At 31.1% G+C, this 20,383-nt stretch carries 25 protein-coding genes; 5 read left to right on the top strand and 20 right to left on the bottom strand.

Annotated features, from left to right (window positions below):
• The first annotated feature begins 19 nt into the window (after positions 1-19).
• The 4 genes from Q0984_RS02685 (at position 20) to Q0984_RS02700 (ending at position 2,497) form a co-directional block, all read left to right on the top strand.
• Complete coding sequence (locus Q0984_RS02685) at positions 20-229, top strand: hypothetical protein (RefSeq protein ID WP_299523180.1); 210 nt, start codon at positions 20-22, stop codon at positions 227-229.
• Positions 230-409: 180 nt separating this feature from the next.
• Positions 410-784, top strand: coding sequence for a hydrogenase maturation nickel metallochaperone HypA (gene hypA, locus Q0984_RS02690; protein ID WP_299523183.1), 375 nt, complete (start codon positions 410-412; stop codon positions 782-784).
• 16 nt (positions 785-800) lie between these two features.
• A complete protein-coding gene (gene hypB, locus Q0984_RS02695; RefSeq protein ID WP_299523186.1) occupies positions 801-1,454 on the top strand; it encodes a hydrogenase nickel incorporation protein HypB in 654 nt (217 codons plus the stop codon).
• 2 nt (positions 1,455-1,456) lie between these two features.
• Positions 1,457-2,497 carry a DUF354 domain-containing protein gene (locus tag Q0984_RS02700; protein ID WP_299523189.1) on the top strand — a complete coding sequence of 347 codons (1,041 nt, stop codon included), beginning with the start codon at positions 1,457-1,459 and terminating at the stop codon, positions 2,495-2,497.
• 94 nt (positions 2,498-2,591) lie between these two features.
• Here Q0984_RS02700 and Q0984_RS02705 read toward each other — a convergent pair whose 3' ends face one another.
• From Q0984_RS02705 to Q0984_RS02790, 18 genes are all read right to left on the bottom strand, one after another.
• A complete protein-coding gene (locus tag Q0984_RS02705; RefSeq protein ID WP_299523192.1) occupies positions 2,592-2,852 on the bottom strand; it encodes a transcriptional regulator in 261 nt (86 codons plus the stop codon).
• 1 nt (position 2,853) lies between these two features.
• Positions 2,854-3,210 (bottom strand): hypothetical protein, encoded by a 357-nt coding sequence (locus Q0984_RS02710; protein WP_299523195.1) that lies wholly within the window; start codon positions 3,208-3,210, stop codon positions 2,854-2,856.
• Positions 3,211-3,420: 210 nt separating this feature from the next.
• Positions 3,421-3,669: a hypothetical protein gene (locus Q0984_RS02715; protein WP_299523198.1), complete on the bottom strand. Its 249-nt coding sequence runs from the start codon at positions 3,667-3,669 to the stop codon at positions 3,421-3,423.
• Between the two features lie 79 nt (positions 3,670-3,748).
• Positions 3,749-4,159, bottom strand: a complete 411-nt coding sequence (locus Q0984_RS02720) for a hypothetical protein (protein WP_299523201.1) — start codon at positions 4,157-4,159, stop codon at positions 3,749-3,751.
• Positions 4,160-4,161: 2 nt separating this feature from the next.
• Positions 4,162-4,356, bottom strand: coding sequence for a hypothetical protein (locus tag Q0984_RS02725; protein WP_299523204.1), 195 nt, complete (start codon positions 4,354-4,356; stop codon positions 4,162-4,164).
• A gap of 1 nt (position 4,357) precedes the next feature.
• Positions 4,358-5,194 (bottom strand): hypothetical protein, encoded by an 837-nt coding sequence (locus Q0984_RS02730; RefSeq protein ID WP_299523207.1) that lies wholly within the window; start codon positions 5,192-5,194, stop codon positions 4,358-4,360.
• Between the two features lie 328 nt (positions 5,195-5,522).
• Positions 5,523-5,864 (bottom strand): hypothetical protein, encoded by a 342-nt coding sequence (locus Q0984_RS02735; protein ID WP_299523210.1) that lies wholly within the window; start codon positions 5,862-5,864, stop codon positions 5,523-5,525.
• Between the two features lie 555 nt (positions 5,865-6,419).
• Positions 6,420-6,599, bottom strand: a complete 180-nt coding sequence (locus Q0984_RS02740) for a hypothetical protein (protein ID WP_299523213.1) — start codon at positions 6,597-6,599, stop codon at positions 6,420-6,422.
• Between the two features lie 2 nt (positions 6,600-6,601).
• Positions 6,602-7,279 carry a hypothetical protein gene (locus tag Q0984_RS02745; protein WP_299523216.1) on the bottom strand — a complete coding sequence of 226 codons (678 nt, stop codon included), beginning with the start codon at positions 7,277-7,279 and terminating at the stop codon, positions 6,602-6,604.
• A gap of 247 nt (positions 7,280-7,526) precedes the next feature.
• Positions 7,527-8,363: a hypothetical protein gene (locus Q0984_RS02750; RefSeq protein WP_299523218.1), complete on the bottom strand. Its 837-nt coding sequence runs from the start codon at positions 8,361-8,363 to the stop codon at positions 7,527-7,529.
• 14 nt (positions 8,364-8,377) lie between these two features.
• Complete coding sequence (locus Q0984_RS02755; RefSeq protein ID WP_299523221.1) at positions 8,378-10,891, bottom strand: hypothetical protein; 2,514 nt, start codon at positions 10,889-10,891, stop codon at positions 8,378-8,380.
• A gap of 16 nt (positions 10,892-10,907) precedes the next feature.
• Positions 10,908-11,579, bottom strand: coding sequence for a hypothetical protein (locus Q0984_RS02760; protein WP_299523224.1), 672 nt, complete (start codon positions 11,577-11,579; stop codon positions 10,908-10,910).
• Entirely contained in the window at positions 11,576-11,848 is a 273-nt protein-coding gene (locus tag Q0984_RS02765; RefSeq protein ID WP_299523227.1) for a hypothetical protein, read from the bottom strand. The genes Q0984_RS02760 and Q0984_RS02765 overlap by 4 nt, the downstream gene beginning before the upstream one ends.
• 3 nt (positions 11,849-11,851) lie before the next feature.
• On the bottom strand, positions 11,852-14,800 hold the full coding sequence (locus Q0984_RS02770; RefSeq protein WP_299523230.1) for a hypothetical protein: 2,949 nt from the start codon (positions 14,798-14,800) through the stop codon (positions 11,852-11,854).
• Between the two features lie 14 nt (positions 14,801-14,814).
• A complete protein-coding gene (locus tag Q0984_RS02775; protein ID WP_299523233.1) occupies positions 14,815-15,972 on the bottom strand; it encodes a baseplate J/gp47 family protein in 1,158 nt (385 codons plus the stop codon).
• Positions 15,969-16,427: a hypothetical protein gene (locus Q0984_RS02780; protein ID WP_299523236.1), complete on the bottom strand. Its 459-nt coding sequence runs from the start codon at positions 16,425-16,427 to the stop codon at positions 15,969-15,971. The genes Q0984_RS02775 and Q0984_RS02780 overlap by 4 nt, the downstream gene beginning before the upstream one ends.
• On the bottom strand, positions 16,424-17,092 hold the full coding sequence (locus Q0984_RS02785; protein ID WP_299523239.1) for a hypothetical protein: 669 nt from the start codon (positions 17,090-17,092) through the stop codon (positions 16,424-16,426). Before Q0984_RS02785 ends, Q0984_RS02780 begins: the two co-directional genes overlap by 4 nt.
• Positions 17,089-18,378, bottom strand: coding sequence for a hypothetical protein (locus Q0984_RS02790; RefSeq protein ID WP_299523242.1), 1,290 nt, complete (start codon positions 18,376-18,378; stop codon positions 17,089-17,091). Before Q0984_RS02790 ends, Q0984_RS02785 begins: the two co-directional genes overlap by 4 nt.
• A gap of 181 nt (positions 18,379-18,559) precedes the next feature.
• On the opposite strand from Q0984_RS02790, the gene Q0984_RS02795 reads away from it, so the two are divergent.
• Entirely contained in the window at positions 18,560-18,814 is a 255-nt protein-coding gene (locus Q0984_RS02795; RefSeq protein ID WP_299523245.1) for a hypothetical protein, read from the top strand.
• Between the two features lie 6 nt (positions 18,815-18,820).
• On the opposite strand, the gene Q0984_RS02800 is transcribed toward Q0984_RS02795, so the two are convergent.
• Entirely contained in the window at positions 18,821-19,879 is a 1,059-nt protein-coding gene (locus Q0984_RS02800; RefSeq protein WP_299523248.1) for a transglutaminase family protein, read from the bottom strand.
• Positions 19,879-20,382, bottom strand: a complete 504-nt coding sequence (locus tag Q0984_RS02805; protein WP_299523250.1) for a hypothetical protein — start codon at positions 20,380-20,382, stop codon at positions 19,879-19,881. Before Q0984_RS02805 ends, Q0984_RS02800 begins: the two co-directional genes overlap by 1 nt.
• Between the last annotated feature and the right edge of the window lies 1 nt (position 20,383).

Below are 20,383 nucleotides of genomic sequence, written 5' to 3' on the forward strand. Positions count from 1 at the left end.
GATTTATGGAGGGTATGTTATGGTTAGTCCAATAGTTGCAGCTATTATTTCTTTCTTTTTCCCAGGTATTGGTCAAGTAGTACAAGGTGAAACTAAAAAAGGTATCATAATGTTTATTGCAGCAATTATTATTTCAATTATTTTAACATATGCATTAGGTACTATTGGTAATATTATTTATTTAATATATGCTGTATATGCTGCATACGATGCTTATAATATGGGATAAATTAATTTTTATCCGTTTTATTTTTTTTATAAAAGTTATTTTTTTTGTGTCTGTAAAAGTTTATAAACTCATTTTTTTAAAATAATTTCTAATTTTCACGATTTAATTAAAAATATTTATTAATAATCCTAACCATAATTATACTATTAAGATTTTTTTCTAAATTATGGGAGAAATAAAATGCATGAATTATCAATGGCTCAAGGAATAATAAATGCAGTTATAGAGACTGCAGAAAATAATAATGCAACGGAAGTTACTGAGATTGGTATTGAAATTGGTAGACTAGCTATGATTAATCCAGAACAATTAAAGTTCATGTTAGGTGTTTTAGTTGAAAACACAATAGTGGAAGATGCTGTTATTAAAATTGAAGAAATACCTGTTGAAATTGAATGTCCTGATTGTGGATTTAAAGGGGAAGCAGATTTGGATGATAAAGATCATTATGCTCCTGTTGTAGAATGTCCAAAATGTGAAAATAAAAGGATATCTATTTTAAATGGTAAAGATTGTATTGTTAAAAATATTGTTATTGAGAAACCTGATGATTAAATAGGAGGAATTTATTATGCATAATGTAGCTGATGTGGAAGTACAAAAAAATATTATGGATGCAAATAAAAGATTAGCTGATAGAAATAAAAAAAATCTTGAAGATAAAAATATTTTTTGTGTAGACTTTGTTGGAGCTATTGGTTCTGGTAAAACTACTTTAATTGAAAATATTATTGAAAACTCTGATGATAAAATTGGTGTAATTGCTGGTGATGTAATTAGTAAATTTGATGCAGGTAGGATAGAAAAACATAATGCTCCTGTAGTTGGTTTAAACACTGGTAAAGAATGTCATTTAGATGCTCATTTAGTTGGTCATGGACTTGGAGATTTGCCTTTAGATGATTTGGATATTGTAATTATTGAAAATGTAGGTAATTTAATTTGTCCTGTTGATTTTGATTTAGGATCTCATATGAGAATTGTTGTTGTAAGTGTTACTGAAGGTGATGACACTGTAGAAAAACACCCATTAATTTTCCAAACATCTGATCTTGTTGTTATTAATAAAGTTGATTTGGCTGATGCTGTTGGTGCTGATGCTGACAAGATGGTTTCAGATGCAAAACAATTAAATCCTAATGTTCAAGTTATTAAAGCTAGTTTAAAACAAGGAGAAGGTTTATCAGAAATTATTTCAGCTATTAATGAAAAAAGAAATAGTTAAAGGTGTTTTCATTGAAAATATGGATTGATATTTCAAATGCTCCTCATGTGAGATTTTTTAAGGATGTTATTAAATATCTTGAGGCAGAGGGGGAAGATTTAATAATTACAGCCAGGCAGTTTGGAGATATTCATAAATTAATGGATATGTATGATATAGACTTTATTTCTGTTGGAAAACATGGTGTAAGTTTGTATGATAAGCTTAAAGAAAGTACATCTCGTGTTTATGAACTTGTGGATATTATTAATGATGAAAAGGTGGATGTTGCACTTAGCAAACATTCTATTGAACTTCCTAGAATAGCTTTTGGTTTAGGAATTCCAAGTTTATATGTTTTAGATAATGAACATGCATTAGCTGCAAATAAATTAACTCTTCCGTTATGTAATAGGATAATAACTCCGAATAAAATAGATATTTGGAAATTAATGCAATTTGGAGCAGATCCAAATAGTATCATTCCATATAATGGAACTTCTGAATTAATGCATTTTAAAAGCTTTGAATATAATGAGAATATTTTTGATGATTTAGGTCTTAGTTTAAAATATCCAAAAACTATTTTAATGAGGCCAGAACCATCTTTAGCTTCTTATTTGGATGCAGATTGTCATAAATCAGTTTTATCTCCTATTGTTGATGTGTTAAAGGAGTATGCTAATATATTAATATTGCCTAGATTTAAAGCACAAGCAGAAATCTTTGAAGGTATTGATAATGTTACTATTTTAGAGCCTCCTGTTGATACTTCAAGTTTGATGAAAAAAGCTGATTTGGTAATAGGAGCTGGTGGAACTATGAATCGGGAAGCAGCTATATTACAAACTCCTGTTATTTCATGTTATCCGGGTAAAACATTGGCTGTAGATCAATATTATATTGATCAAGGTTTAATGTTTAGGTCTAACAATATTGATGAAGTTATTCAAAAAGCTTTAGCGTTTATTGTTAATCCTCATGAGAAAATAGATTTCAAAACTGATGATTTGTTTCAGATTATATTGGATAATCTCTATGATTTAGGTAATGGGGGTAAATAGTTTTATATTTAAATAACTAAATATTAGCTCGTGAAATAATACAAACTTTTCAGTATGTGAAGGTTATTGTTTTTAAGGTATAAAAAAATAGTGATTATAAATTAGCTAATATTTCTTTACCAATATCAGTTAACCTGTATAATCTTCCTTTTCTAGCTTCTTCATTTATACATTCCACAATATCTTTATTCTTAAGTTCACTTAAAACCTTAGAGATGTGATTTGTTCTAATTCCACTGTCTTTTGCGATGTTTGTTGGTATTTTAACATCGTCTCCTATTGCTTTAATCGTATTTGTACGGTAAGTTGATGATAAGACATATTGTCTTAGGATTAATAATTCATTAGATAACATTTTAATTAAACCTCCTTTTTAACTCCATTAAAATGTTTGTGCGTCTTGGAAGTTTATTTTTGCTTTCTTTAATGAATTCTGCTTCTTTAGAAGCACCATGAGCTTCTAATATTCTCATATATTCATTAAATACTTTTTCTTCTGCAGAAAATAATTTATTATTTTCTACTTGTATCTCCTCATATAATGAGTCAATATCTTCTTCAAGTTCTTGAAGAAGTAATATATTGTTGCCTTCATTATATGCTGCTTGATATTCCTCTTCTTTAAGGTCAATAAGTGAGTGTAATTGACCTATTATTATTTTACTACTTTTTTCTGTTTTTTTAAGGTTTTCTATTTCATCTATTATCATCATTTTTTTCACCTTTCTGTGTGTTATATAATAATATTGTTTAAGCAGTATATAAATATTTTCATAATATTTTAAACTCAAGATTAAACCGAACAGCACATAGTTTAACATATATGAAAAGAAGTAGTATATACGAATGTAGGTTTTTGTATATACTTTTAGCTAATTTGTAAGTTTATAACAAGTGTTATAATTAGAAATATAAAAAAAAGTTTATAAGACTTCTACGATTTTGTAGAAGTCATAGCCGTAACATCCACCATTACGGCTTTTGTTCTCATCGTATTCACTGTAATCACTGTCTACAAGGACACCAACTACAGTGATGGTGGTATTTGTTTCTTCAAAACCATGGGTGACCCCGTTATAATCAAAGGCACTTGTGGTGGTTGAGACAATATCTCCCACTGCAGGTTTTTTGTTAACTTCGTTGTAATTTACTTCAACGACTTTACTCTTCATTTTTTATTTCTCCTCTATGTTATGTTATATTATAATATGTTATAATAATATATAAACTTTTCTATTAATTATGTCCTAATTAATATATCCTTTTCATAGTGAAGCCATCAAATTGATGGACATCACCTACACGTAAACCTGCTCCATAATCGAGCAGATTTAAATCAGCCTCTGAAACCTCCGTAATAGCTTCTACGAAAGTTTCATACTCATTTTGTATACCTTCATCGACAAAATGTTGTGAAGGTATATTTATTTCACTTTTATCTCCTAATTCATTTAGGAAATACCAGCGGTCTGTTTCAAAGTCAGCTTCACAACTGATTTTGAATAACCCATTTGTGAGCTCAAAACCACATTCAGAGCTCACATTTACAGCTTCAAGCAACCTAACAATTACTTCATTGTAGGTTTCTGAAGCTGTGAGCTTGAGATTATCAAGCTCACTTTTAGTCTCACGTGTGACCATAATACTAGTTTTCCCTGTCATTTTTATCCCTCCACATATTCTTTTACCCTGTGAATGTCTTCTTCTCTGATGATATTCATAAGGTATTCTCCTTGATTTTTAACATCAAGGTACTCTTTGATTTCTACTGCGATATCCCTTAGTGGGGAGTATTGTAACTCCCTTATAAGGGCTTTCAACTCTTCTTTTGTGTAGTAGTGTGTCCTACTTATTTTCATATTATATTCCTCCTTCCCAAAATTTTTCATTAAGCTCATAATATTCTTTAATGAGCTTTTCTACTTTTTTATCATAAGGGATTGCAATTCCTGTCTTGAAATCCCCCATATCCATGCATTTAATAATTTCTGAGTTATTAATAGTATATGTTACGACATTACCTTTCCCAAATGTGGGATTGAAGTAATGTTTGTGTGCTTCTGCATCAGATAACCTCCTTACATTAGCACAGTTAGCAAATTGATTATTAATTTGCTCATTAATATTCTCCATTTCCCTACTTATCTTTTCTCTGTTAACTCTTTTTTCAGCTAATTCTTTTTCATTTTGCTCTTTTTCAAGAGCAACCCTTTCAGATATAGCGTTCATTGCGTTTTCAGGTTTAATTAAACCTGATTCCACTAATATGTCTTCAACTGCTTTAGGATTTGTGGTGAGCCAACCAGTAGGTTCACCAGACTCCCATTCAAGCTCTTGTTCATCACTCCAACCACAATTATAGTATTTGAAGTGTTCTTTGACTTTTAACCAGTCTTCATGCTCGATATTTGCAGATAACTGGTAATATTTCATGCCACATTCCCAGTCACTCCCAGCTTCAACCATATGGAGGTTTTTAAGCCTTTCTCTGTTTTTTCTTTCAGCTTCAGCTTGTTTTACCTCCATTTTTTCAGCAGGGGTTTGAATTATTACTAATTCTTTACCACATTCAGGACATTTTAATGTCCTGTTTGCTTCATCAAATACAAAAGCATTACAATCTGATGCTTTTGTATGTTTTCCACCACATGAACAGAGTAATTTCTCTGTTCTGTTGTGATTTAATACTATATTCATCTGTTTCCCTGTTTTCGGGTTTTTTATTAATATTCTTTCCATTTTTATTCTCCTCTTTTTGTTATGTTATATTATAGTATGTTATAATACTATATAAAATTTTCTATTAATTTGAAAAAACGATAAAATATAAATACATCAACACTACAAAAAAATAAAACAAGCAACATACATATGTTGCTTATGAAAAAAAATTCTAAAAAAAATAAAAAAATAATTAACATAAATCTTACAATAATTATTTGACATTTTTTTTACTTGAATTTTTTTCATCCGTTTTTCAAACACAGGTTGGATAAGACATATTTTCCTTCTTATCCTCCTTTTTTTATAGGAAATGGAAGTAATTTAAATAAACTTCTTTGTATTCATCAATGAATCTTATTAATGCTCCGATTTCATCTTTGTATATTATTGTTGCTTGTTCACCGTTATTCCATGTTTTGCCTGTTTCTGCTTTTTTTAATTCATTCCAGGAAACAGGTTTATAATTATCTTTATTGTTTAATGTGAATGCTGGTTGTTCATGTGTTATTGTTTCTGGAGTTACAGTTCCTTTTGGTAGTAAATGTTTTACTGTTTCATTTACTGATTTGTAACCGTTTAGTGCTTGTATTTCTTTTATTTTATTTATAAGATTTACTTCAAGTTTTATTGTGCTTCTTTCCATTATTTCATCTCCTCTTAAAATTAAATAAGATAATTAGGATTAAAAAATAATCCCAATTATGTTTAAAATTATTGCAACTATAAACAATATAATTACAATGTCTTGTTTTTTTCCTCTGTTAAGGTAAATAAATATTGCTAATATTATTAATAATATTATGTTTATTATTGTTAGTATCATTCTTTTTTCTCCCATATTTTTTTTTAAAAAAATTTAAATAATAAAAAATATAAAAATTTTGAATAGGAGGGGTTATCCTCCTATTTTTTGTAGATTTTATATGCGATTAATACTCCAACAAATTGAAGTATTAATCCTAAAATGCTTATTATTTCAATCTTTTTCACCTCCTTGTACTTCTATTATTATATTAGTTACTATACTATATAAATGTTTCTATTTTTTACCACCATTTATTTAAAAAATATAGGTTTATCAACTAAAAGTTGATAAACTCCCACTATTCCACAATCACTCTATTACAACAAAATAATCATTTATTCAAAAAATAAACGATAAATTAAACGAATCCACTAAAAGTAGAATCGTCCAAAATTATTGCACATAGTCTTCATATATGCATTCTGATTCATTAGGTAAATCATATTCATGTCTAAGATTATTTATTGCAACCTGTAAACTGATTATATTTTCTGTTGCATTATACTCATGATACAACCTATTACATTCAAATTGTAGGTTATCTAAACATTCCATTAACATTTTCTTATCCATAATTAATTCCTCCTTAATATACAGATACTTTTTTGACTTATACCATTCCAGTAACTTCTTTGTGTGTTTCTACTTCTTGTTTCTTGATATCCACAATATGCAGGGTAATTACAACGATTACCAAGACTATTCAAGACATTAAGGTTGTCTCCGATACGGTTTGCAAGACTGTAATGCCCATATTTGTTACGGTATAATTCATGCCAAAATATGGTAGTGTCTTTACCGTTAAGGAGTTTATCTAAACCGTCCCAGCCAATGTCGCTGAAGTTTTTCCATTCCATCGTGATTTTAGTACCATATTTCCTGTTTAACCATGATAAGCCTGTGGCTAAGCCTTGATGACTTGTACCTGCTGTGGTTGTTCCACACGCACTCATAAGTGTTTTTTCACTTACATTTATTCCTGTGAGGTTATAGTAGGATTGCATAAGTGCATGTGGTCCACAATCATATGGTGTGCATTGTCCGAGGTTTCCACAACCTTGCCTAAGTAAGAAACCATGTTTACTTGCATTTGTAGTGTTTTGTGTGGGATTATCACTTGTAAGGTAGACTATTGCAGGGCTTACACCATATTTAACCTCATATGCTGAGACTCTACGGCACATATCAACATATGTATCTTTCATGTACTTTTTACCATTCTTATCAATAACATAATGTGGTAGGAAGCTCAAATCATTATTATCATGTATTGCACATTCCACGAATTCGGTGATTAAGCCATCAGACTCATAATTTGTTCCTCTTTCTTTAATTACTTTGATTATTGTACCGTAATCTGCACTACGAGCCATATAACCATAGCTTGGTCTTGTATTGAATTTCTTATTATTGTTTACTATCCAGTAACCTATACGGTTACATATATTACTATAATTTGTGTAAGGGGTGTATTCTCTTGACATCCTAATATCCTCCGTTTTATCTTACGTATAAAAGCTTTTGTTCTGATGCAGGGTTCATGTTATCATCACCTTTACAAAAACAGCTAATAATATAAGGTGCATCAGATTTAGCTAAATTAATAGTTCTCTTATCAGTTTTACCATTCTGGTCAGTAGTTTGTTGATATCCTACACCATTTATAACGAGGATTACGGTCCGGTTTGCAAGTGAAAATGAAGGATCATCACAATACAATTTCGCATATACTCCATTTTTTGACCCTTCCACAATTTCTATTTTTGAACCGTTTTCTCCAGCATTATCACTCCATCTACCCATTTTAATGCGTAAACTGTTTTTATAGTATGCTTTGTTAGTGTTATTAATTTTTTGTTGTAGTTCGTAGCCTTGATTAGCTGATAGGGCGTAACCATCAAGGTATTTTGTTTGTGAGCAATTGTTTATGATTTGTACGTGTCCTTTTCGTGTTGTTGATGCTGATTCAAGTGTGTGTGATTTTGGTGCATAGTCTGAATGTTTATGTTCGTATAATGCAACATCTGAACCGTCTAATTCTTTTTTAGAAGTATCTGAACGATTACATAATAGTTTATTTGCTTTAAGTGTTACCGATACGGTTTCACCATCAATTGTTAAGGATTTTGCTGTTGCTTCAGAAAATGCTTTTAATATACTGTATGAAACATATATTTTATCAATATCCTTTAATTTCTTGTTAAGCTCATTTAATTGATTTTCACTTGAAATAGTGATTGCTCCTATCTGATTTCCAGTAGGGTCTTTCACAATTACGTCAACACCAGCTATTTCTTCAGTGGTTTGTGCTATTACTTTTGTTTCAAAATCTACCATAATATCCATGCTCCTTATGATTTGTATTCTATCCAATTTGGTTGTATTTCAACATTACTGTTACATTTTTTCCTTTCAAAGTAATACGCAATACTCATCGTATTATCCTCAAGGTCAGGAGTGTATACTATTTCAATCACATCTTTTTCATTTAATTTTGAGGTTAATCCTCCTTCATCATCAGAAATGAAAATAAGCTTTTTACGGTCATAATCGACTGTAAAATCAATATCTTCAATTAGTTCCTTGTCTGATTCATCATCTGTATCTTCATCAGAATTAACAACAACTACGACCTGTTTGACGGGGTCAAGAGGATACATATCCAAGTTAATTTCTTTTGCTTCTAATAACTCTGAATCAATTGTATATTGTTCTACATGATAATCAATATAAAAAGGCATGATATTTTCAGCATTTCCTATTTCTCCATTCATATTTTGAACGAAAACTGGATTGTAGGTGATTTTTAAATCTCCTGCAGGTATTTTTATGTCATTATAGAAATGTAATTTGTCATCTTGATAGTCTATTTCGTAATCATACCATTCTCCATACCGTATTTGTTTTGAGTTTGTTTTTTGAAGTGTGACGTCAGTTATAGGTGAAGCAGGACTTCCTGTTAACTGAATATCTGTGAATAATGCTGGTACATATTTGTTTGTTGTTGGATTTGTGAAACCTGTTACGTATATTCCGTTTTCAGCTAATGCTTTAATTATAGAAGGTTGTGTTTTAAGATAATTGTAAACATCTTCATTTGATTTCTTTAACACTTTTTTCCAGTTTATTAAGTCCCCTAGATAGGTGTAGTCACTTAATCCTGCAGGTTCTATAATGTGATATGTTTCAGATACTTCTTTGTTTTGTATTATTTCAACACCACAGGAACTGGTATCTCCTAAAAGCTTGTATTGTGCGTTAATACGGCTCCATACATTTGCAGATAGCATTCCTTCTAATTTAGGAGCATAAGGGACTGTACGAACATATCCTTTAGTTCCACACTTTGTTTTTAAGGTAATACTCATACTGCTTATATTAGGTGCATCTGTACCTGTATTTGTTTTTAGAACTGCTTTAATAAATGTAACGTGTTTTAATTCTGCTTCAGTCCCATCAGCATTTTTTGTGAAATCAATCGTATTATTAGCAGGGAATAAACGCCAGTTTTTGCCATCATTTGAAGCATAATATTTCACACTATATTTATTATTTGCAGTACTTGAAGCACCATTATCAACCGCATTTAAGATTACTTTTTCGACTTTATTACTCCAAATCGGTTTAAGATACAATTCATAGGTTTTACTAGTATCATATTCTTTTTTGACTTGTTGTATGTGACATTGGAATGCGAAGTCTTCAGGTGCTTGGTTTCCTTGATGGTACGGTACTTGGTCTTCTCCTTTTCCATATACTATCCATGAATAACCATTATTTTCACTATAGAATGCTTTTCCACCACGATAAGTGTCTTCACGACCGCAGGAAGCACTCCAACCACCAATCGCGTAAGTATTACTGATATGGCTAAGAGGTGATAGTAAAACAATAGCGTAGGTTTTTTCTTCTTCAAGTAAAGGAGGATTTGTGAACGTAACAGTAGCAACACCTGGAGTAGATGCTTGGAAATTAACCTCCTCGTATGCAAGATGGGATTGGTCTGAGTCAACAGGATATTTTATGTTTTCCTCATAATTAGGTGTGGTTCTTCTTATTTGAACTACCAAGGGAGAACCTGTATTTCCCATCCATGAATTCCCACTAGTAGGTTTTAAATTTAACGTAACTCCTTTTAAAAGTCCTCCTTTACCTTTAGGTATGGTGAATGTTTGTGCACGAGCAATACTAGGTATTTCCCCATTTAACTGATTTGTTAACCAGTTTGGACGTGTTTCATAATGATTGGTACGATTAAAACCAATATACCAAAATTCATTACATGTGAAATCGTCAGAAGCTATTTTAGGCATGAATTTTGCGTCATCATAATACAATATTTTTCCGTTAGAATCCTTTTGATAAGTTGTCCAAGGGCTGTAATCTCTTACACTGTCTTTATCGATTGTTCCTACTTCTTTACGAGGGATTGTACATATTTTACGGACTGTATCAGAGTTATCATCTGAAAACATTGCGTAAGACTCAATAACAGCTGTTGACTTCTTTGAATCAATATAATCAACAAGAGGCACAACCTTATCGACTAAACCGGTGTTATTATCGATTGTGATTTGTTTTTCATCAAAATTAATGTATACTGTTTTTTCAATAGAGTCATCGCAAGTTATATAATTTCCTTTTTGCTCATAACCCCATGATTTTGAAGCATCAACAGGAATAGGGTTAAATCGTTTACGTGTCGCTGGAGGACTCATGTAAAATAGTTCTTTCACACGACCATATAAATATGCGTCATTTCTACAGAATTGACGTAACATGTCTGCAGTCACGTATTTCTGTTCTCCAAAACTGTTTTCACCAAGATTACGGTATTTGCGAGGACATTTTTCACCATTACTCATAATAAACTTCACTCCATTATTTTGTCTTTATAATAATTTTATTTATAATAGGGCCGTCAGCGTTTCCTGGACGGATATATAGATATTTTTTAGCAGGGTCATAATAATACGTGTTATCAGTAGTTAAATCATTTATGTTCTGTTTTTTGACATAACCGGATTCGTTATCTTGTTCGGTTACACCTATTACTTCATTAGGTTCATAAATGTAATATAATCCTTTATGTATTGTACTCTGCTTCCAATCATTACGTATTGCTCCTGTTTCTAATACAAACTGATAATCTACTGTTATATTACTGATACCATTAGGGATTGTTAATTCATTGTAAGTATCGTGACTTATTAGTATGTCTCCGTTACTTACTCCAATTTCTGTTGTTTTGTTTATTTCGTTAGCTTCAAACTCAGCAGATAATATTAAGGTTTTGTTTTTCAAATCAACACGATTATTACATTTTTTACGTATTATTTCCTTTCCGAGTTCTTGGTCTTTTCTTTGTGGTTTATTCATTCCTTGTCCAAGGCAGATGTAGGATATAGGTTTGAATTCACCGTTTACCCATCTGTTTAGGAAGAATGATTCACCTAGCATAGTTATTATGTTTTCACCACGTATCCTTATTGTTTTGTTGATGAACATGTTTTGTACTTGTATGTTGAATGTGTATTTTCCTTTTATGTTCATTTGAAAGCCACCTCTACCGTTTCACCATCATCTTGTTGATATTCTAGTTTTGTGTGCACTAGCAGGTAGTTATCGTTGAATTCTTCATTGTCTACGTTTAAATTTACGTGTAATTTTTTAGTTAGGGGATTTACTTGATTTAATTGTTTTAATAATTCCTCTAAAGGATAAGTATCTATATTGCTTGGTATGTCTTCATATTTAAAGGTTATATCGTAATTGTTAGGTGTGTAATTTGTTTCTGAACGCATATACTTACAAGATTTCATAATTTAATCCTCCGTGTAAGGTTTGACTTTGAAGGTATCTATTTCCCAAGTCGGTTTATCTATACCCCATAGATTATAATAGAAACTCATAGGATTTGCTCCCCATTGAGCGAATTCTTCAATAAGAGGACCTTCATTATTAACAAATACCCTTAAAACTCCATCGTAATAGGTTATTTGCATGTGATATTGTCCTTCAGCACCTATATTTGTACGATGTTGAGTGTCCTTAAAGTTAAAGGAGTCTATTGTGGAATCAGTATACTCTCTTTTAACACAAATATATTCACCTGTACTTGCAATTAAGCCTAATCTACCACCATTCTGACCTGTTACAATATAGTCAAATTCACAAATCCAACCTGCACTGGTGAAAGATGTTACACTTCGTAAAGGTTTGTCACCCCCCTGTATTGTTACTTTTGTATCAGAATCCCACAAACGCTCAGGTAAATTGCCTGAGCTTGGTTCTTCAAATTCAGTATCAGGAGTTAATAAGAATAAACAATCCTCTATATTTAAAGTATTAGAGGTTATTGTTTCACCATCAACATCTGCTTTTGCATAAACGCTAATATCTCCTTTCCCTCTACATATGTAATATAGGTAAGCAATACCTTTATCATCGGTTATGCCTGCAGCTCCAAGAAGTCCTCCCTCAGAATATAATCGAATATATACATCTCCCCCTAAGTCTGAAACTGCTTTGAATATGATGGTTTCACCCTCTTGTTGAATTAATTTATCTGTAGAAAGAGTTATTGAATGAGGAGTAACCTCTTTAATAAGAATAGTATCAGAAACACTAACAGCATTATATTTACTATTTTCCTCAAAAGTTACTGTGATTGTTGTAGATCCTGTTTTGTTATATGTTTTTGTAAATGTGAATTCTCCGTTACTATCGGTTTTTGCATATAATTCTACTTCTACAGAACTAACACGACGTATAAGTTGAGCATTAGCTACAGGTTTGTCGTCTGCTTTTAAACTACCTGTGTAGGTTACTGTTTCACCTATTTTAGCAGTAGTTTTATTTTTAGTTAAAGTTAATACAGGTGTTGCTTTAGATACGATTGTTTCTCCAGTTTTTTCGGAATTACAGTAATTATCATCTTCAGGACAGGTAACTACAAATGGGTATGTTCCTATATTTTGTTCACCTAATTCAAATTTAAATTCACCTTTTTCATCAGTGTTTGTTTCAAAAGAAGTCATGTTATCTATAGATAAAACTATTTTTTTATTCGCTACAATAGTATTAGTTGTAGTTGTTAATTTTCCTGTAACAATAAATGGTGTGATTGTGTTTAATGTTGTAGGATAATCAATTGTTAATTCTGTTTCCTGTTTACAATTTATCCGTTTAGTTACATCAATCGTATCATAAATTTTACTATTCATGTTGTAGATAGTATTATTTTTGTAGATTAATCTGCAACATTTACGTTTTAATGTGATATTTACTAAACATAATGTTGTTTGAGGTGCGATTTTAATAAATGTACGATTATTATTAGCTAAAACAGCACCATCACCACAGTTAATTACTGTGATATTGTTTTGAGACATTAAAGGTTCGTTTAAATCATATTCTCCATCCATAAGAACTATGAGGTTTTCCTCTCCTTCAACACTATTAAATGCCTTATAAATTGTTTTAAACGGAGTGTTTTTAGTTTTACCGTCATTATTATCATCACCATCAGAGGATACGTAATAATCTGCAGTATTACAACCTCTAATAGTGATATTTATAGGATTTGAAATAATACTCTCTTCATCAACGTATAATTTATTATCATGTACATTAATTTCATCTAAAGCTTCTATTTTCAATGCTTCCACGGTTTTAACAGTACTATGATATAACTTAAATAAAAATTCAATGTCTGTATAATCTTTAAGCAAGGAACTATTAATAATCCAAGTTTTGTCAGTTATTAATGTTTCCCCATAAAAATCATTATTCAAAAACGGTGCAATAACAAAATTATCAGTTATATCCTGTCCAAAACCGTTAATAATCTTAAACGTAAATATAAGGTTTTGTCCCAAAACCGGTACAGTATTATTAACTGAAGCTATAAGGAAAATATCTAAATTAGTTTTAGTTGCACACATTAAGTCTTCATGTTCCCAAGGCATTAATTCAAATGAGGGATTACGTGCAGGTTCTCCTGTAAATGTATCAATAATAATATTATCGTCATTATCTACTTGAAAATGTTTTTTTGCTTCAATCATTTTACATAATTGTTTTTCACGATTATGTATAGTTGCATTAACACTAAACAACCTCCAAATTTCCAAGCAAGGTAACGGTGTTTTATGTAAACCTACACTGTAACCTATTAATCTGTTCATATAATGATAATCATCTTCAGTTAACTTATTGTTAAAAGGAGGGTCGGTTAAAGGATATTCTAAGATTTTAAAATCAGCATAATTGTATGTTCGTCTAGGTACTCCTAAAAACTCACCGATTTTATCTAAACTTCTGTCATGATCATATTGATTATTTTTAATTTCATCGTTTTCAGGAAATCCTTTTTCAAGTGTATATTCATCATAGGTAGTTACATATATACTCCAGGTATCAGTAGGTATGATTATATCTTCTGCAATAGGGATATCTGTTATTTTGTGATTAAATAGTGTTTCATTTTCTGTTTCTTCAAAATCATGTGTCTCATATAGGGTATTATTTTTGTATATTTGTATTTGCTTCAAATATTTTAGGTTAACCTTAAAACACATTGTATATTTTAAGGTATTGTCCTGTTCTTTCCAAATCAAAACTGGCTTATTTAGGTGTTGTGATATATATGTTTTAAACAAATCATTATAGGTTTCTTTGAACCATTCATTAAATACATTTTCACTACGATAAAAATTACTTTCTTTGTCTCTACTTAAAAAATAAGGAAATCTTTGTAGTAATTGTTTCAAACTATGCAACATTTTTAAATCACGTCCACAATAATATTATTACTTACACCAATTTCCTCATCACTAATTTCAACATAAGCAGAAGGGGTCTTAATATTAATATCCTTTAATTCAGACACCTCATTATCCACAAAAACAGCTAATTTATGCGGTATAAAATCCTCACCAATCACAAGCCCTTTATAATAACTACCATTAGCTTTATAACCTCCATTGATAAAAATAGAGATAGCATTACGGATTTTAGTTTTAATCTCATCTTTTTCTATACGAGAATAAGGATTAATTTGATCAATATCAACATTCACTACTGCGTAAATAGGTATTTCTTTTTTATCAGCGTTCATTACTTGTATATCATCATCATATAATGCAATGTTTTCTTGTATGTTGTTGTAAATTTCTTGTTTTATATTTGATGTACTTTCATCATTTGCATCAATCACTATTTTTATAGTACCTGTACCGTCCCAACAGGGTATGAGGTGATAACTGTCTAAACCATCACAGTTACGGAAATAATTTTTATATGCCCAGTTATTCCCTTTTTGTAGTATTTTAGACCAGTTTTTCAAATAATCCCTATATTCTTCATCTGTTTGTATATCCTCTCCTCCTGTACTTGCAAGAGGATTATTACATTTTTTAAGCCCATAATCATTGTTTTCAAAGAGTGTTAAAGTATTTTCACTTATTTTTGTAGAAGGACCTTTATTTACACTATACGCTGAGGCAGTAACAGAAGTTTTTCCACGAGGAATATATATTGTTTTACTATTCTTGTATAATACTCCTTGTTTCGTGGATAATGTTAATGCTCCAGGAGGTATTGTTATATCTTCGTCCTGTTCTCTGCTTAAAGTTAATACAACATCAACATAGGACCTTGTTTGTCCTGCACGAGGTATACCTAACCATTCCCCAATATGGTCTAAATCAATCCCTGTAGCTTTACTAATATAAGTAGAGTCGTAAACTAACTGCATTTCCTCATAAACTTCATCTAACCACTCTGCATGAACACTAAGTATCATAACATAGAAGTTTTCAATATCTTCACGATTATTAATATATTTTAAGAAGTCGTTTGATCTACTGATTAATTTTTGTTTATATGCATTTTGCAAACCTGTTTTAAATATTTCCTCGTATTCTTTCTTGTTAAAGTTCATATAATTACACTTCCTGTTATTACATCATCAGTTATGCTTGTTACGTTAAATAGGATTTCATAAGCAAAGAATTTACCCTCAGGATTATCCATAATGGTTATTTCATTTATTTTTTTTATTCTACGTATTTTTTTTAAAGTCTGTTCACAATACAGTTCAAGTTTATATCTAACCATACTAGACTTGTTTGCTTTAATTAATTCATGTATACGACAACCAAAATCAGAATATAATGGATTGTGGTATAATTCTTCAAAACGAGTCATTATTGCTATACAAATACCATTTTTTAAGCTTTCATAACCTGTTAGGTTAACTAAATCAGTATCAGTTTCTTTTTCTTCAAAAACCATATCCCATTGATTATATTCGTTAGGTGCTAATTTAATGTCTTCGTTTAAGGTTTTAAGGAATTGATAATCCTCAGAATTATCATTATTTAGGGGTAATGTCATGTTTTTTCCTCTTTTAATTCTTTTTTCAAATCATCTAATAATTTATCCACTTCCGTTTTAGTGTAATATTCCTTGTTTAATGTTTGTTTAGAGGCTAATTCATCAATAGGTTTAGTATAATTAGAATTATAACCTACATATTGATTTATATTATTTGAAATCACATTAAAACCATTAAAACCAAATTGTACGAGGAATTCATCAACAGCACCAATATAGGACAATTTTATATTCCCCTGAGTAGGTGCAGGAACAGGGTCAGGTGTGTTTTTTGAACTGTAATAACCTATTACAAAGTAATCTGCATGTTTTTCATTATCTGATGTGGGTAATACTACACATTCAATTTCACCTCGAGGGATAACGTATCCTGCTCCTATTGTTTCATCATAATCGTAACTTCCTTCAGGAGTGTATTTTGTTATGAATTCTGCACAAAGTAATTGAAGCACACGACATAATACAGTACCTCCACCATCATTTAATGTGACTTCTACTTTATTCAAATCCATATAGTACTTTTTAACTATTCCTGTTTTAAGTTTAGCTTCATTAACTGCTTCTTTAATCTGTTTTTCAGTTTCACCATTAAATATAAGGTTATTAACCTTACTGAAACTATTTAAAACACGAGCATCAGTTACAGTAATATCATTAGAATTCATTCAGTTGTCTCCACGTCTTCTGTTGACTCTTCTGTTTCATCAGTCGTTTCCTCATCAGTTGTTTCTTCTTTAGGTTCACTAAGGCTTGGAGGATAATCAACTAACGTTAAACTGGTACTCCACACGTCATTATCAGAACTGCTATGATTTACTTTACTAATGTACATGAAATCATCAATATCATAGGTAGGAATATACACCTTAACCCACAATCCCTGTTTCCATATAGGACCACCTATCACTTTACATTCAAGACTATGACCGTCATCACGTAAGATTTTATGCCAATAATTGTTAGCAAACGCTAATGCTTCCTCATATGTTTCAACAGGAACTTCCTCAGTTTTTGTTGTAGTTTCTGTTTCAGTAGTATCTCCTGTAGTATCAGTTGAAGTAGTATCATCTGTGGTATCAGTTGTATCTGTATCAGTACTTGTCGTATCTGTTGAATTTACTTCTTTAGTTTCTGTGACTGTAACTTTTTTAACTGCTTCAACTTCTTCTGATTTTTCACCAAAACGTGTGATTAATTTATCATTTGTGAAAATAATAGGTTCACCATTAGGCCAAGTAACCGTTAATTTGTTTGTAGTGTCTGGAAAATAGTCATGTACGGATATACCTTCACTTAATAGGTTTAATCTTTCACTTAGCTTTAAACTGTCTTCTTCTGTGGGTTCAGGTATTTTATGTACATAACAGGTATCTCCTTCTACCCTGCATTCCACATCACCGTCCCAGTATGATAATAATTCTTTTAATGCTTCTTTTATTGTTGATGCTGATGAACTTTTATCATCGTCATCACCACCACCGTTTAAAATCATTTTTGCAACAGCCTCAGGACTGTTACCGTATGCCATTTTGATGTATTGGCTGTTTTCACTGAAGTATTGTGCTGCAGTTTTACCCACAAAACCAGTAGTACTTGTACTGAAATTATCATCATGAGCACGTACCATCGGTTTATTTTTCAAATCTTCCGGTGTAATCCAGGAATGAGCTGTCCAACTACAAAAACCAAACCAAACAAGGTCATAATGATAATAACCCCTGGATAACCCTTGTACGAAGTCTTGGTATGTTCCTCCATCGTTTCCTCCTACAAGGAATACTCCAGTTTTACCATTACTGTTACTGCTTAAACCGCAGGATTGTACGTTTCCAGGTCCTACGGATAGTTTTTCACAGGTGTTTCCTGCTTCTTCAAGTACTTGCGCGACTTTGTCGATATATGATTGTTCTTTTTTGTCAATGTTATCACAACCAATAACATAAGTAGTCATGTTTCCCCCTCATTTTTTTTGGATAAATTTTAAGTATATATTAATAACAGATAATATTATTATGAATAATAAAGAATTAATTTTAATAATATGTACTATACTATGTGCAGGTTGCATTATCGCAGGTGCAATCCTACTAAGTAACAATACACCTATAGAACATGATAATAACATAAGTAACGTGACAAATAATACTACAAACTTAACAGTTAATAGTACGAATATAACTAACCATACAGAAGAAAATAATGATAATTATAAACCTATAACTACACAGAAAGCACAATCTTCATCAGAATATCCAAAGCACGTTGTTCAAGCAGATGGAAACGAATATGATGATGCAGGTCCCGGTTATTCAGAAGGAGAAAGATATAGAGGAAACCCTACAGATGCCCCTATAACACATACAGGACCTTTACAAGGAAATGGATAAACATTTTTATCCGTTTCCTCCGTAAGCTTTTTCACCTTCTGTTCCAGTCATATCTTTCCAAACCTTACCAAATGCTCTTGTTTTATCAGTATAATCTAAATATACTTTTTCTCCTTTACAATAAGCAACACACCAACAATGACTGCTATTATATACATAGTTACATTTTATTCCTTGTGCACGGACTAAATGTACAGTTAAACAAGCTGTATCACAACAATTAATACTTAAATCCTTTAAGATTTTACTAGGATCCCAATTATTCGTAGGAGAATTACTATAACCCTCATAGGTTATGTGTTTTTGTTCCCACGCATAAATCGCTTTTAATTTAGCCATACAACCTTTTTTACCTTTACAAATACGTTTAGATAACTCTTTAACATCTGTAGGAATATCACCATTATAAATACCTCCATCATCATCATTACCTTCAGATGAAATGTTTGTGTAATCAATAACTTGATCATCTAAACCTTCAGGATTTACCTCAGCTTTCAAACCTGCAGTTTTAATTACCTCCTCAATAATTTTGGATCTTAACATTTGTGTGAAATTGAATTTGTATTTCACATCAAGTAATTTTGTCATTCCTGCAAGTGTTAATTTAGTCATATCATCACTAAATGTTTCTTCCGTGATGAATGCAAGGTGTACTTCGGATAGTTCTTTTAAATCCTTTTTTTCATTGTATGCTTCCCAATCCATACGTAATAAGGTTCTTACACCTAGGTAAACCCTATTTAAATCAGTATAGGTGTAAGGTAATGTGATTGTACTTGAACTGCTTATGTCCTCATAATCCATGCTGTATTCCATACTGTTTAGTTGATTACAGTAGGCAATTTCAAGTATTTCTCCTTGATGTAAGGTGAATCCTTCCTTATCTTCTTCCTCCTCCTCTGTGGTTTCATCTGTGTTTTCTTCTGTGGTTTCATCCGTGGTTTCATCAGTATTAGGGGTGTATGGTTCGAAATTTTCCTCATCAGTCTTGTAGACCTCCCATAAATGACGTTCAATACTGTATTGCTGAGGTACAACATCTTTTTTTGTTTCTTCAACCATTATTTTATCTCCTCTTTAGGTGTGCCGTCAGCATTTTTACCATGTTCCAAATTAGCTTCTTCTTGTGTTTTTAAAACCTCAACATCTAATTTACCTACTTCATCATTAGGTATATTTGATTTTTGTTCAGGTATTTCTTTAACAGACACTTCTAAATCAAGCATATTAGGAGTAGAACTAGAATGAGTTGTTTTAATGATTACTTGTGCTTTAAATAATCCTCCCATGTCTGGACAGATTACTTCGGCAGGACTGTTCATTATATCTATGAAAACAGAATCATGTACATCTGGACGTTCAACAGGTATTTCTACACTTGTGTTAAAAGTATATTCGCGAGGAATATAGTCTGCACGAGCTACAAATTCCGTACCCATTTTTATTTTTTTACGACTTAATTCCCTGCGATTATATGCTTCATTAGCTTTTATTTCTTTAGCAAAAAAAGGAAATCCATTTATTTCAACGTTTGCATCAACAGCAATAACATTATACATATCCATA

This window comes from uncultured Methanobrevibacter sp. (assembly GCF_934746965.1).
Lineage (GTDB): Archaea > Methanobacteriota > Methanobacteria > Methanobacteriales > Methanobacteriaceae > Methanocatella.